Here is a 13,670-nt window from a genome sequence, read left to right as displayed (position 1 = left end):
TTAAAAACCACCTCACCAAATTTGCCCATCGAATTTTTTGGCGAGCTTATTCGCTGCCAACACTAAAACAAATCCGATGACAGCTTTAAACAATCCTACAGCAGTAGCCAAGCCAATCTTAAGACGCTCCAACCCTTCACGGTATACCCATGTGTCGATAATGTCGATCTTCTCCTGGTTAAAGGTGTTGGCAAACATGAATATTTGGTCAAAGCCAGCATCCAGAATGTGGCTTAATTTAAGGATCAGCATCAGAATAATGACTCCTCGAATGCCGGGTAAAGTGATATGCCAGAGCTGTCTCCATTTGGAAGCGCCATCCATTCGAGCTGCTTCATATAAGCTTGGATCGATTCCTGCTAATGCTGCAAGGTACAATATCGCTCCCCATCCAATATCCTTCCATACTTCAGATAAGATGATCAGCAGTCTGCCCCAGGCAGGTTCCGTTAGAAATGAGATGGGTTCAACCCCAATTTCCTTCAAAATCATGTTAAAGAGACCATCCCCTGGGGCTAATAATGCCACCAAGATTCCATAAACAATGACCCATGACAGAAAATGAGGCAAATAAGTGATCGTTTGTACGATTTTCTTAAACCATTGGCTATAAACTTCATTGAGGAGTAAAGCAAGTACGATGGGAGCGGAGAAACCGAACAATAGCTTATACAGCGATATGATAATCGTATTTCCCATGATGTCCCAGAAATAAACGCCGTTCATAAAATCCGTAAAATTTTTAAATCCCACCCACGGACTATCCCATAGTCCCAAAGCCAGGTTATAGTTTTTAAACGCAATCATGATTCCCGCCATAGGAATGTATTTGAATACGGCAAAGTAAACTAATGCCGGCAATAAGAGAGCATACATCACTTTATACTTTTGTAGCGTTCTTATCCATGACTTCCGCTTTTTGGAGAGGGGAATGGCGTCCGCTGCCAATTTTGCTTGCATATCATCACCTCATCTTTATTTGTAGTTGTATAATAGCACCCCCCTATCGGATAAATTTCTGAAATTTCAAGAATTTCTTATAAGATATTTAGTAAGTTCCATGGTTTCAACAAATCCACTAGAACATATGTAGCGTTAGTTGTTAAATAAATCATGCAATAAAACAACAAATAAAGTAAAAAGTACGATTATCCTAAAAATAAAAACGCCGCCTTATAGGCGGCAAAACTTCAATTTACGCCATACATCTGTTCGCATCAGATCAGAGGCGTCCTTAAAGTCAGCTTCGTTGGAAAAAGAAGGGCGATCATCGTTATGTTGCTCCAGGACCGAATGTAGTTTCATGATCTCCATACCTATTTGGAAACAGAAAGTCAAACTGCTCCCGGAATATATCAGCCCGGTGCGGATGGTTGAGATGCGCGATCGTTTTGATTCGAAGTTTCCGGCATGAGGATTTAGCCTTCTTCCCTACGGACACCACTTTCATACCGGGGAAAAGATCGATGACAAGCTGCAGAATAGTTATTCCCCAATCCAAATCCTCTCTCTTAGAAGTTCGATTCTTACCTTGTCCTTCAAAGGGGTGTAGGGGAAACGCGTTCCACATCACCGATGAGCAGCTTAAAGTCTCGACGGAACCCCAAATGACGGTCGCAGACCGCTCTGACTGGTGACCCTGTACAACAAACCGCACCTTATCGACCTACTATCCATCCATCACCAAATTTATAACTCAATTTAATTACCAACTTTAATTGGAAGCAACCATGGCATTTTATATTTTAGAATAGTGTAGGAATTTGACATGAAACAGCATCAATAAATCTTGGATCAAATCCATAATAAGTCCAATATGCCCCATTCCATCGATAACCTGAAGCTTCACCGTATTCAAGCCGGGTTGGGTAAAACCAAAATCTCTCCCCGTTCAATAGCCAAACATAAGTGTATTGAAATAAGCAGTCAACTATATAAGATACAGCAGGTTTTTCTGGGATGAATGTAGGGGGAGGAGATTGTGGCACTAATGACATTTGACTTCACTCCTTATAAAAGAGATTTGTTTGTACAATTGCGTTTTTTCTTCCAAGCTCTTTCGTTTTCCCATATATAATACGTAGGCGAATAACTAAATGACTGTGCAAATGCCTAGTTCAGAGAAAACCACAACGGCTCCTTGTCCCTTTTCACCAGTTTCCTTTTCAATTTCGATCTATTTCCGGAAATAAAGAGCTCGCCGATAAACGCATGGCAAGAGTGAGCCCTACGTCAAAATCACACTCAATTCGGTCCATTTTCCATGCCGATGCATCTCGACTTTGCAGAAGATCCACATGAAAAAGCTAAACCGATTCGCCTTGGTTTTCGAATTGGGCGCAATGAATTGTTAGGATTGCTTGAACTCTATAAAAATATTGGTGTAAATCACCTTTTCTTTGCTCTTTTTGATAGTCAGCGTCCGGCTGATGAGGTGATCCAAGAACTAGGAGAATACGTATTACCGTACTTTCCGCCGCACAAAATCGAAAAAACATCATCGGATTGGCCCAAATCCTGATAGCGATTTTCAAGTTGTGAATTTATGAATAGCATGACAAAGCACCCGGATATATATATCCGGGTGCTTTGTATAGCCAAGTTTTTAAGTGGGGATGCATTATATAAAAGAGGCAGACTGAGATAACCTTCTCTTTGTTAGTTGTTGCCCTTTTGTCCTGCCGCTTTTCATATCTTCACCTTCTTTACGCTGATTTCTGATAACGTTCTCGTAGTAGCGACGTCCATTTCCCTTAGAAAGCTCCTATCTTAGGGGAATGGATGTATCTGTCTGTCTCCTCTTCTTCGAAAAAACTCCTGGCAGATCAAGGGCCAACGGCCCGCAGCGCGAATATTGTGTTATAGGATGTCAGCGTCTTCTTCGAAATACAAAATCTTTGTTTCTTAACTATCGCTTCCCGTTAACGCAACTGATTCCGTGTCTGCTGAGGCGCTCCTGGTGGATAACAATTATTTAGTTAGTAACATTACAGTCGTGAAATACGTTGAATGGTTAGGATTTCTTGTACGTCCCTTATTCACCACCACCTGTAATATGCTCTTTACCATTGTTCATAGTCTATTTGAATCAAATTAAAGCATCTTACATAATTGTCCAATCATTCTCTTTTTGTTCAACATATCTTGGAGATATCAAATAAAAGGAGTTGATATTTTGGTACGTATTCTCGATAAAGCTGCCGTCCAGCCGCGCCGTAGATTCAACTTAGCAAACTCATTTATTATCCGTCGTTCACCAGCAAGATCTCGCCTTGCAACAATCACTATACGGATTCCAGTAAATTCTCAACGTAATCGGGTAGATTTGGTAGCAACCGTGGGTGTTCGAGGTGTCACTGGTATTGCACAAATACTCTTTAGAATCTTCCGCGATGGAAGAGAGATTTTCAACACACAACAAGGTATCGAATCTGCTGGCTCTGAACAAAATTATGCTGTTACGTTCCAGGCGGAAGATAGAAATGTATTAGCTGGTACCCATGTTTACACAGTCACAGCAGAAAATCTTACTGCAAATACAAGAGCCGATGTTGTTGGGCCGATATCGTTTAGTGGGTTAGCCGTTAAAACGAGAACCTAATACCGTATTGGCAATAATTTTTCGCACCTGAATAGAGAGCCCTGCAAAAACCTCTATTTTGAGGGAATCGGTACTTCCAAGATGGAAAAAGAGATAGAAAAGTAAAAAGCAGCTCGTTCCTCGTCAGAGGATAGGCTGCTTTTACTCATTTACACTAAGCATAACTGCCCTTTAGGTTAATTCATCAATTAATTTCTTGCGCTGATTTCCTATAAGGTTTCTTGTGTTCACGAACCCGAGAGGCCTAAGGCGCGTAGCGCCGGGTTGAAGACTTAGCCTCGCAGGGTTGTCTGCTGAATCCACTTTTTCGGAAATCCTCTGATTAAAAAACTCATGCTCGAAGTAACTCTTATAAATGACCGCATTTGTTATAGTTATTCCTTTATGAAAGACAGTTGGGTATAATGTAGTCTGTTGTACATATATATCTGACTCGGGATCGGAATCCATATTATTGATAAATAATATAGATAGAATATCCTTAGCATGGACTCCAAACTCTTCAGTAAAAGATTTCTCTAATTCCTTATACTCCAGTTTTGACACCTTTTCTCTCAATGCTAAATCAATGATCATTTTTTCTTTCTTCTCAACCATTTCAATTGCAGTGTTTATGTCGAAATCAATTGTTTCTTCTTTTATCGGCTTTAATTGCTCTGATGATTGACAAGCCGACAAAAACAAAATAACCATGATAAGTAAAAATAAGTAGAATCTCCTCACAATTAGCTACTCTCCCCTATGTTATTGGGAAAAATTGGATTTCTTTAAAATATTCATGTTTCAAAATACTCATCATTATACGATCGACATATTGACCATTTTTATAGACCTCGTCTCTTAGTATGCCATCCTTCTTGAAACCAGCCTTTTCATAACTCCGAATAGCACCAGGATTATCAGCATCTACCGTCAAATACACTTTATGAAGGTTTAAACGCTCGAACGCAAAATTCAGGACAACACTTGTCACTTCTGTTGCATAACCTTGCCCCCATACCATTTTGTTCCCAATCCAAATACCAAATTCAGCATGCTTGGACCAAGGATGGATCTTAAACAATTGGGTACTGCCAATCGGGATGCCGTCTTCTTTTATTATGGTAAAATAGACAGCTGATGAATCTGTTTGCGCGTACCTCCGTGTACGTTCTCTGACCACTTCCGGTGTTAGGGGCATACCACTTCCTGATGGTAACGTTCGGTTAACTACAGGATCGGACAGCCATTCATATCGTAGTTCCCAATCTTCTTCAACAACAGGTCGTAATGTTACTCGTTGTCCGTATAGCATATTTCCCCTCCGTGTACCTAGATAGTTAATTATTTTAGCCCACAATTATGGGTATACCATTTGTATCATAATAATGAATTTTATCTAAGCAAGTATGTTATATAATGTGCCCGCATTGACGAACCCTCACCGACTTAAGCTACCAACGGGAGCGGCCGCGATGCGGTTGTCGGTGCAGGGTTGTCGCCTGGTTCCACTTCCCTGAAATGCCTCTCGGCGACCATGGGGCAGATTTCTGGCCCGCAGCGTGAATGCAGTGTTATATGATGGGAATGCCTTCTTCGAGTTTAAGACAATTGCTTTACCCAATTTGGTATGTGATGACCAAAGTATTTAGTAATCTTCTCAGCTTCTGTTAATACATACTTGATACCTTGGTCATTTAAAAACCAGTTATTCTTGCTTATTCTAAAATCATCTTGCTTTACTTGGAAAACTATATTTGACGGGAATACTGTTTGATAAGTCATTAATGCACGTCTTGAGAAAAATGATTTACAAACTATAATAGCTCGAGTGACCATAATGTTATGTTCTTTTAAGACTTGCCATGAGTTTCTTGCATTATCGAATGTGTTCTTAGCTTGATCCTCTTTAAGAATTGCCTCTTTAGGAATTCCAAGTGACAAACCGATGTCTCTTTGAAATTCCCATTCAGTGATTGTTAACTTAGGATTATTACCACCGGATGGAAGTATATATGGTGCTAATCCAGATTTATATAAATCACATGCAATCTTCATCGGCTTTGTATGACTTCCTCCGGGAACAAGGATGACATCTGCCGGTAATAGCTCTTCTTCTTTTACAAATACTAGTTGAGTAATGCAATCAAAAGGATATTGCTTCAAGGTAACACCTCCAAATATGCATTCCTTTCATATAACGTTTCGGCATTCACGAACCCTCACCGGCTTAAGTGAGCGAAGGGAACGGCCGCGACGCGGTTGGTCGGTGCAGGGTTGTCCGCTGACTCAGCTACTTTAGGTAATGCTTCTCGCGGACCGAGGGGCGACAGACCTGAGGCGTGATTTCGGTGTTATATGATGGATAGTCCCTCTTCGACTTAACTTACAAAATCATCTCGTATGATTGAATAAATCTTAACATCTTGAAAATCGCCCTTAGCAAATATATGTCTTCTAAGCAGACCCTCATATTGCATTCCAGACTTCTCCATAACTCTCGCCGACCCTAAATTCAAGGGATGGCAGCGAGCTTCGATTCTAACCAGTCCAATATCATGGAAGCCAAAAAGAATGATTCTTCTGATAACTTCACTCATATATCCCTTGTTCCAATAATCATAGGATAATACATATCCTAGCTCTGCTTTTTGGTTTCGATTGTCCCAACTTACAAAGCTGCAACTGCCAATAAGCTTATTAGTAAGTTTATCTTCGATTCCCCAAGGGCCGACTTTTTGACTCTCGTACCGGCTATGTACAAAATCAATGAAATGATTAGTATCATCTAGCGACTGATGAACATCCCAAACTGTGTACTTTGAGACTTCTGGATTCTTACAGTAACTAAACATATCATTCTGATCTTCATAAGTTATTTTCCTTAATCGGGTTCGTTCAGTTTCTAATACCGGAAATGGTTCAAAAATTTCCTCTAACTGCATTTCTGCACCTGCTTTCAGTTAATCGTATGCCTGGCTTTCACATAACGTTATCGCATCTATGACGCGACCCGGCCTTAGATAGCTCTTATCTTAGGCCGGGTCGTGTGTTGTCTGAATTTACGACTATGAGCTTGCTTCTGACAACCAAGGGGCGAATGACCCGCAGCTTAGATGCATTGTTAAGTGATGTTACTGCCTTCTCTGTATTTACATTCTCATAAATGTTTTACAGATATATATTGTTTCTTATGTATTCTAGTTATTTATGGTATTTTAATGGTATTTCATCATGTCTTATATGTTATAATTTTCTAGTACAATATACGGCTTTAAGGGCGGTCGGCTAATCTCCCAGAAGGGAGGTGATGCCCATGGAGGTCAAAGATGCACTTTCCTTAATGTTCATGTTCGGCATGTTCATTCTGGCATTGCTCACCTACATGAAAAAGAAATAGACCGCCCTCGCTAAGGTAACGGTCTATTTCTCGACCTAACTCCTGTGGCCGACTGCTCTTTATCCAGTTATTGTGCTAAGGAGTCGTGTTCCAGCACGGCTCCTTACTTATTCTTACCTCAGTATAACTCAATTTATAACGCTTTTATAGGTTTTATTGATTGTTTTTTATTTATATAAGGTCTGTAATGTTGTCTGTAGTAATTTCACTTAACGGTTTTTGTATCTACGAACCCGAGAGGCTTAAGGCGCGAACGCGCCGGGTCCAACGGATTTAACCTCGCAGGGTTGTCTGTTGAATTTACTTCCCCGAATCACATCTTGCAGACCAAGGGCCGAACGGACCGCAGCGTAGATACATGTTATGAGATGTCAGCGACTTCTTTGAACTACCACCAATATTATTCCAGAATTAAGTCGTTTGTCTTATCGTGTTTTACTAATTCGCTTTTTGAATAGAACTTAACTATCTTCCTATTTTCAATTGCATATTCAATTTCTTTTCTTGTACTACTGCCAATGTAACCACCAACATCGATTACAAATATTTCATCTGACATATCAATTTTACAAAAATGGATTTTTCCAAATAATTCTGCCTGTTCCTTGGTAATCTCAATTCCTTCGCTTTGCTCAAAAAAAGCTAAACTAATAACAATATTACCTTTAAGGGTTAAGTATCTATTCGCTTGTTCAAATTCTTTCTTGAATTTTGTTGATCCACATAGTGTTATGACCTTCATTGTATTCACCTCTGTTATTTCTTGTCCGCTGATTTCTCATAACGTTCTTGTATCTACGAACCCTCACCACCCTTAAAGGAGCGATAGCGACTGGCCGCAACGCGGTTAGGTGGTGCAGGGTTGTCTGCCTGACTCCACTTCTTCGAAAAAGCATCTGGCAGACCAAAGAGCGTTAGCGACGCGGTGTAGATACGGTGTTATAGGATGTCAGTGCCTTCTTGAAGTCCCCCGAATTATTTAGATTATATATCTACTTTCATTCCCGGTGACATTACCTTCAGAAATAAACTCCTGTGCAGGTTGATTCCCTAACTTAGATTGTTTATATTCACCACTCGTATACTCGTAAATGACCTTCTCCCAAAATCTACGCGATGGGATGTTATTCTCCATTTGTGCGACAATCCATGGACCTGAAAACCGGCTGAAAAGTTGATGAGCAGCCAATCTACCAATTCCTTTATTCTGATATTTCCTCAAGACAAAAAATTCAGACATTAACCATCTATAATCTTTATCATTCCCGCTGTAATCAAATTTTCTAACCAGTGCTAATCCTGCCAAATTATCTTCCGAAAAAATCAAAAATGCTTGTCTATCTTCATCTGTCCAATAATGATCCAAATATCGATATCCGTACAGACCAAACTTATTCAACTCGATTTGTTCTGAATAGCAACTTAATTCATAAAGATAAAGTTCAAGCAAATTCTTTAAGACTTCCTTCTCTTCATATGTTGGAGATTTCAGTTCAACTTTCATGAATTATTCTCCTTCTACTCAAATTTAAGTTATTGAATGATTTGAACGATTTGCGCTGATTTCCTATAACGTGTATTCAAACGACGTCCCACCGACTTAAGGATCCGCCAGGGTAAAGTCGGTTCGGATGTGTCCGCAGAATCATCTTCCCTGCCGATCGCTTCTCGCGGACCGAGGGTCGGCACAGCCGATCCGAAGCGTGAATATAGTGTTATATGATGTAATTACCTTCTATGCACAACCTACACAATGTTCTTAATATAAATCCCATTCACTAAACTTCTCAGAGTACCCAATTAATACTTCTATTTCATCGGGTAAATATTCACTATCAATAAAATAAGCTGTCAACCGAGCGTGGCCTTCAAGTACAACTACTTTCGACTTTTCATTCATTGACACAAAGATTAGTCTTGGAAACGCTATTCCTTTCTTGATCGCTAAAGAGATATCAATAAATCCCTGGTTACTAACTCCAAAAACTTCAATTTGATTAATGATATTCTTCGATGCATACAAAGGAAGTCTAGTACCACTTGACAATTCATTCCAATAACTATAGTTAATATACATTACTTCGCTTAGATCTTGCTTCTGAAAAACCGCTTTATACCATTTAACTTCTGTAGGAAAATTCTCAAACAAATCTGTATTGCAGCCAAATCCTCTTGTCTGTCCTAGAATATCTCTTCTTAATTGGTTCTCAGTTTTATCATTCAAATTAGGTTTAATTATTAAACTTGAATCATGATCACCAAGAGCATCTATTATTCCGTTCTTAAATCTATCAGAGTTAAACTCTGCAAATAAAAACTCTGCTATTACTAATTCCTCTTGAACTTGACTAACTAACTTCACAGATTATCCCCCATAGATTTGTATTGTGCTGATTTCCGATAACGTTTTGTGTTCACGACGTCCCACCGACTTAAGACGACGAAGTCGCCGGGCGTGATGGGCTTAGTCGGTGCGGATGTGTCCGCCTGAATTAGCTTCCTCGAATAGTCGCCGCGGTGGACCGAGGGCCGAATGGCCCGATGCGTGAATATGGTGTTATGCGATGCCCTTTCCCTCATTGATTAACTTACATATATTCAATTGATTATCTCTAACAACCGAAAAAACCAGCATCACTACTATATAAGCTCCTGATTTTAATTAGCATTAATCAGTTCTACGATTTCGGTTTGATTTGTTTCAATAGCTCTGTCCAAAGGACTTCCATTATAAGATAATACTTTCCCTTTGAATTTCACGTGAGTTTTAAAGTCAACACCTAGTCCTAATAATAGTTTAACTATCTCCTTATATCCTAAACCGCAAATCCAGAACAATAACTCTGATTTAGGGGTTGTTTCACTTTTGAAATCCGCCCCATTCTCTAATAAGTATTCGGCAATTTTTATGTTGTTTCTCCAACAAGCCCATTTGAACGCTGTTGAAAAATATATCTTATCAATTCCGTTTTCTACTAATGTTTTAGTTGCTTCTAAATTTCCGCCATCAAGATTCGTTGTAAAGTCAAGTAGTGAGCTTTTCAGACCATCAACTTGATTTATATCAACCCCCATGAATAATAGTAATTCAATTATCTTCCTACTTCCGTGTGCGCAAGCAAAATGAATAGGTTGCAGATTGTTTGAACCTTTTGAATAGATGTCTGCTCCAACTTCAACTAAGTATTTGGTAACGTCGTAGTGATTGTTAGTAACAGCAATTGATAACGGACTTTGTTTTGCAACATCTTTAATTTCCTTGTCTACTCCTGCTTCAATTAAAAGTTTCACAATATCCAGATTTCCATTTCTACAGGATATTTGTAAAGGAGTCCCTTGAATTGGGTTTGAATAGTCAGTAAGCTTTTTATTGAGTGCACTAGGCTTTACGTTAATCAAAAGCCTTTGTACCAACTCTTTATTTTGGTTGTAACAAGCAAAATGTAAATTTTCTTCATTTGTCATTGTTGTCAATTAAAATCATCCTCTCAATATCATGTTGCAAGGGTTTCGCATAACGTTGTTGTATTCACGAACCCGAGAGCCTTAAGTGACCGCAGGGAACGGGTCGTCAGACTTAGGCTCGCAGGGTTGTCCGGCTGACTCTGCTTCTCCGAAGTTCCTCGGCCCGGACCAAGGGAGCTTAAGCTCCCGCAGCGTGAATACAGTGTTATGCGCGGTTACTGTCTTCGAAGCATCACCTAAAAACTTTTGGTCAAGATTCCAACTCTATTTTTTGCTTTGGTATAAAAACTCAACTTCACCATCTAGCAAATATCGATATTCAAATAATTGCATTGTTCTTTCCCTAATTCTCTCCTTTATAACCCTGCCTAGACTTACCGATCCTTGTGATCCAAGGTAACCATTACTAATAAATGTCTTCTCTACAAATTTTGTTTCCCTTAAGTGATACTGTAACCATTCTTTCTGCGATTCAATTAGTGCTTCTCTTGGTTCTCTATCCAACTTAGAAAGAAGTTTTTTATATATTTGGTTCAACTCTTTATCCCAAATCTCTGTATATTTGCCTTCCAACGCCCCCCATGCCAATGTTGTTATAATCTCTTTGGAATTCTGAAATTCATTAAAATCCACTTCATAATCATGATCTATAGGATTTCGAAGCATTTCATCATAGAATTCTCCTTTCAACTCATAGTTCCCAATGCTCATGGATAACACTTCATTGTTAGAATGATCTGATCGAACTTCAGTTATTTCTTTCGAATCTGTTCCATTACCTGTACTCGCTACATCAGGGGGCAGTTCAGAATTCATTGTTGATTTAGTTTCGCTGTTCAAGGTAGTCGATTGACTAATATTTTGACAAGATGAAAACACTAACGTAATAAAGAATAATAAGAGTATTTTACCCTTCATAAATTATCTCCTTAAATATTATCTTTAGTATTTACCGGTAATGGCGCATAACGTTGTTGTGTTCACGAACCCGAGAGGCTTAAGTGACCGCAGGGAACGGGTCGCCAGACTTAGGCTCGCAGGGTTGTCCGGCTGACTCTGCTTCTGTGAAATTCCTCGCCGGACCAAAGGAGTTTTAGCTCCCGCAGCGTGAAAATGGTGTTAAATGATGCCACACGACTCCGAAGCCAAACTTACAAATTCCTTATGTATGTTAATAATTCAGTTCGGTTTAAATCTATGTACTCAAATAAGTATTCAAATATATTTCGATCTTGATATAGATATAAATTCGTTTCTTCATTTATTATTTCTTCAAAATTCAATTCATGTACTTCTTGGCTTTTTAAGACTTCATATTCACTTCTTCTATTAATATTTTCTCTAAGTACTTTTATTTCGATTCCATTCTTCTTCAATATCTCTTTAATTTTATTCATTACCCTATAATCATCAATTGCATTGATGCGTTTAAGAGTATCAATTGTTTCATCTAACATTAATCCTGTAGAATTCTCTAGAAATCCAACTATTCCACTCATCGCTAATTCAGTATCGAACTCAATAAGTAAAATAATATCTTGCAGCCAAATAGGTAAAGAATTAAAATCTTCTTTAACTTTAGAACCTTCTTCTTTATAGAGATTCGTACATACTTCACCAACAATATCTTCCGCAGATCCATTTTTTATTGTAACGAGAGAGATAAGGTTATCGATTTTCTTAAAGACTCCCATGATATCACCTTCAAAATAAATATCTTTCGTGTGGTTTCATATAACGTGTTTATGTATTCCCGAACCCGAGAACCTTAAGGCCCGAAGGGCCGGCCGCGGCGCGGTTAGGTTCGCAGGGTTGTCCGCCAACGCTTCCCTGTACCTCTGAATTCGCTCCGCAGTGAAATCCCTTCGCTCTTGGCGGACCAAGGGGCGAACGCCCCGCTGCGGGAATATAGTGTTATGTGATGTCTGCCTCATCTTCGAAAAATCTTCAAAAATTATAAGTACTTCTTAAAGGCTTTACTCGAATCACCGTCATAACCTAACTTTGTATAGAACTCGTGTGCTTGCTTCCTCGAAGCTCCGCTGGTTAAAAAGACCTTAACACAATCCCTTGAAATACACAGATCTTCAATATGCTTCATAATGAGCGATCCATAACCTTGACCTTGTCTGTTTCCAGATACAATTACACGTTCTACAACCCCAAAAGGTTGTGACTCTATCAATGCATCTAAACATAGATGCAGATGTGCAGTTGCAACGATTTTTGTTTAATTTCTTCTATTCTATCTTCCAACACTTTTATTTTTGGGTTGTTTGGAAGCAACTCTTTATATAGTCGTTCAATAGCTTCGGCGTCATTTGTTTCAGCTTCACGAATTATCATTCACATTCTCCTCTGTGTATTTAGGCTGATTTCAAATAACGTTCCCGTATTCACGACGTCCCACCGACTTAAGGCTCCGCCAGGAGCCGGCCGCGATGCGGTTAGTCGGTGCGGATGTGTCCGGTTGAATTCACTTCCCTGCAGATGAAATGCCTCGCCGATTCCACTTCTAACTTCTGCTGGACCGAGGGCCGAATGGCCCGATGCGTGAATACTTTGTTATCCGATGCCTCCGACTTCTTTGATATACCTACACAATTCGTCCTTTATCGTCTTTATTCATTTTCAATTTTAGTCTTTAGTATCCTTTTCGTTCTTTTGAATTTGATTATTACTTTGTTCTTTGATTCGAAAGAAATTGATTAAGTTCATTTAAATTGTCTGTTCGATATAATTCTTTTTTTGTATCAAAAACAATATACTTTGGTACATCATCAATGTTTAACATTTGTAGTTCCTTATCATCTGGACTTCCGGTTTGATAATAACCACTAAGAATCCTTATGTTTTGGTCAAACACTTCTTGAAATTCAAGATTTTGTTCATCAGTGGTACCAATTGCCGTGATGTAATACTTCCCCTCAACGTCAGAAAAGAAAGACGATGGAATTGACGAATGGTAAGTTTTATTATTATCTGCATTGCAACCTGAAAGGATAATTATAACTACTATACTTAATGCTTGTATTAGCTTCATGTAAGCCTCCTTTAATTAAGGTTATTCCTTTGCTAATCGGAGGTTTCGGATAACGTTTGGCATTCCTGACGTTCAAACAGCATAAGTGATCGTAGGAAACGTGTCGTCAGACTTAGCTGGTTGAATGTATCGCTTGAATAAACTCCTTGGAAATCCTTCTTAGCGATCAAGGGCGAATGCCC

Annotated in this window: 16 protein-coding genes and 1 pseudogene; 3 read left to right on the top strand and 14 right to left on the bottom strand. The window is 39.2% G+C overall.

Annotation, left to right across the window (positions count from 1 at the left end; genetic code table 11):
* Positions 1-12 precede the first annotated feature (12 nt).
* Positions 13-960 carry an ABC transporter permease subunit gene (locus MHH48_RS13935; RefSeq protein WP_076326621.1) on the bottom strand — a complete coding sequence of 316 codons (948 nt, stop codon included), beginning with the start codon at positions 958-960 and terminating at the stop codon, positions 13-15.
* A 1,288-nt stretch (positions 961-2,248) separates the two neighbouring features.
* On the opposite strand from MHH48_RS13935, the pseudogene MHH48_RS13930 reads away from it, so the two are divergent.
* Together MHH48_RS13930 and MHH48_RS13925 are read left to right on the top strand one after the other, a co-directional pair.
* Positions 2,249-2,521, top strand: a pseudogene (locus MHH48_RS13930) (hypothetical protein); the annotation flags it as partial.
* Positions 2,522-3,175: 654 nt separating this feature from the next.
* Positions 3,176-3,601 carry an exosporium protein C gene (locus MHH48_RS13925; RefSeq protein ID WP_076326624.1) on the top strand — a complete coding sequence of 142 codons (426 nt, stop codon included), beginning with the start codon at positions 3,176-3,178 and terminating at the stop codon, positions 3,599-3,601.
* Between the two features lie 171 nt (positions 3,602-3,772).
* On the opposite strand, the gene MHH48_RS13920 is transcribed toward MHH48_RS13925, so the two are convergent.
* From MHH48_RS13920 to MHH48_RS13905, 4 genes are all read right to left on the bottom strand, one after another.
* On the bottom strand, positions 3,773-4,324 hold the full coding sequence (locus MHH48_RS13920; RefSeq protein WP_256720881.1) for a hypothetical protein: 552 nt from the start codon (positions 4,322-4,324) through the stop codon (positions 3,773-3,775).
* 16 nt (positions 4,325-4,340) lie between these two features.
* Positions 4,341-4,895, bottom strand: a complete 555-nt coding sequence (locus tag MHH48_RS13915) for a GNAT family protein (protein ID WP_076326625.1) — start codon at positions 4,893-4,895, stop codon at positions 4,341-4,343.
* A gap of 287 nt (positions 4,896-5,182) precedes the next feature.
* The gene (locus tag MHH48_RS13910) at positions 5,183-5,746 is read right to left on the bottom strand and encodes a YdcF family protein (RefSeq protein WP_076326626.1); all 564 of its coding nucleotides are present in this window, start codon (positions 5,744-5,746) and stop codon (positions 5,183-5,185) included.
* 215 nt (positions 5,747-5,961) lie between these two features.
* The gene (locus tag MHH48_RS13905) at positions 5,962-6,525 is read right to left on the bottom strand and encodes a GNAT family protein (protein WP_076326627.1); all 564 of its coding nucleotides are present in this window, start codon (positions 6,523-6,525) and stop codon (positions 5,962-5,964) included.
* Positions 6,526-6,896: 371 nt separating this feature from the next.
* On the opposite strand from MHH48_RS13905, the gene MHH48_RS13900 reads away from it, so the two are divergent.
* Positions 6,897-6,980 (top strand): putative holin-like toxin, encoded by an 84-nt coding sequence (locus MHH48_RS13900; RefSeq protein WP_220687457.1) that lies wholly within the window; start codon positions 6,897-6,899, stop codon positions 6,978-6,980.
* A gap of 400 nt (positions 6,981-7,380) precedes the next feature.
* Here MHH48_RS13900 and MHH48_RS13895 read toward each other — a convergent pair whose 3' ends face one another.
* The 9 genes from MHH48_RS13895 to MHH48_RS13855 form a co-directional block, all read right to left on the bottom strand.
* Entirely contained in the window at positions 7,381-7,722 is a 342-nt protein-coding gene (locus MHH48_RS13895; protein WP_076326628.1) for a hypothetical protein, read from the bottom strand.
* A gap of 237 nt (positions 7,723-7,959) precedes the next feature.
* A complete protein-coding gene (locus MHH48_RS13890; RefSeq protein ID WP_076326629.1) occupies positions 7,960-8,484 on the bottom strand; it encodes a GNAT family N-acetyltransferase in 525 nt (174 codons plus the stop codon).
* A gap of 255 nt (positions 8,485-8,739) precedes the next feature.
* Positions 8,740-9,342 (bottom strand): hypothetical protein, encoded by a 603-nt coding sequence (locus tag MHH48_RS13885; protein WP_076326630.1) that lies wholly within the window; start codon positions 9,340-9,342, stop codon positions 8,740-8,742.
* Between the two features lie 296 nt (positions 9,343-9,638).
* Positions 9,639-10,445: an ankyrin repeat domain-containing protein gene (locus MHH48_RS13880; RefSeq protein WP_256720882.1), complete on the bottom strand. Its 807-nt coding sequence runs from the start codon at positions 10,443-10,445 to the stop codon at positions 9,639-9,641.
* Positions 10,446-10,709: 264 nt separating this feature from the next.
* Positions 10,710-11,363 carry a lysozyme inhibitor LprI family protein gene (locus MHH48_RS13875; RefSeq protein WP_076326632.1) on the bottom strand — a complete coding sequence of 218 codons (654 nt, stop codon included), beginning with the start codon at positions 11,361-11,363 and terminating at the stop codon, positions 10,710-10,712.
* Between the two features lie 233 nt (positions 11,364-11,596).
* On the bottom strand, positions 11,597-12,139 hold the full coding sequence (locus tag MHH48_RS13870; RefSeq protein ID WP_076326633.1) for a DUF4375 domain-containing protein: 543 nt from the start codon (positions 12,137-12,139) through the stop codon (positions 11,597-11,599).
* Positions 12,140-12,399: 260 nt separating this feature from the next.
* The gene (locus MHH48_RS13865) at positions 12,400-12,630 is read right to left on the bottom strand and encodes a GNAT family N-acetyltransferase (protein WP_340390675.1); all 231 of its coding nucleotides are present in this window, start codon (positions 12,628-12,630) and stop codon (positions 12,400-12,402) included.
* Between the two features lie 5 nt (positions 12,631-12,635).
* Positions 12,636-12,791, bottom strand: a complete 156-nt coding sequence (locus tag MHH48_RS13860) for a hypothetical protein (RefSeq protein WP_340390674.1) — start codon at positions 12,789-12,791, stop codon at positions 12,636-12,638.
* A 331-nt stretch (positions 12,792-13,122) separates the two neighbouring features.
* A complete protein-coding gene (locus MHH48_RS13855; RefSeq protein WP_076326739.1) occupies positions 13,123-13,488 on the bottom strand; it encodes a hypothetical protein in 366 nt (121 codons plus the stop codon).
* Positions 13,489-13,670: the final 182 nt, after the last annotated feature.

This window comes from Paenibacillus sp. FSL F4-0100, from assembly GCF_037993005.1.
Classification (GTDB): domain Bacteria; phylum Bacillota; class Bacilli; order Paenibacillales; family Paenibacillaceae; genus Paenibacillus_AQ.
The sequence above is the reverse complement of the archived record's forward strand: the minus strand, read 5'-3'. Positions and strand labels throughout refer to the sequence as shown.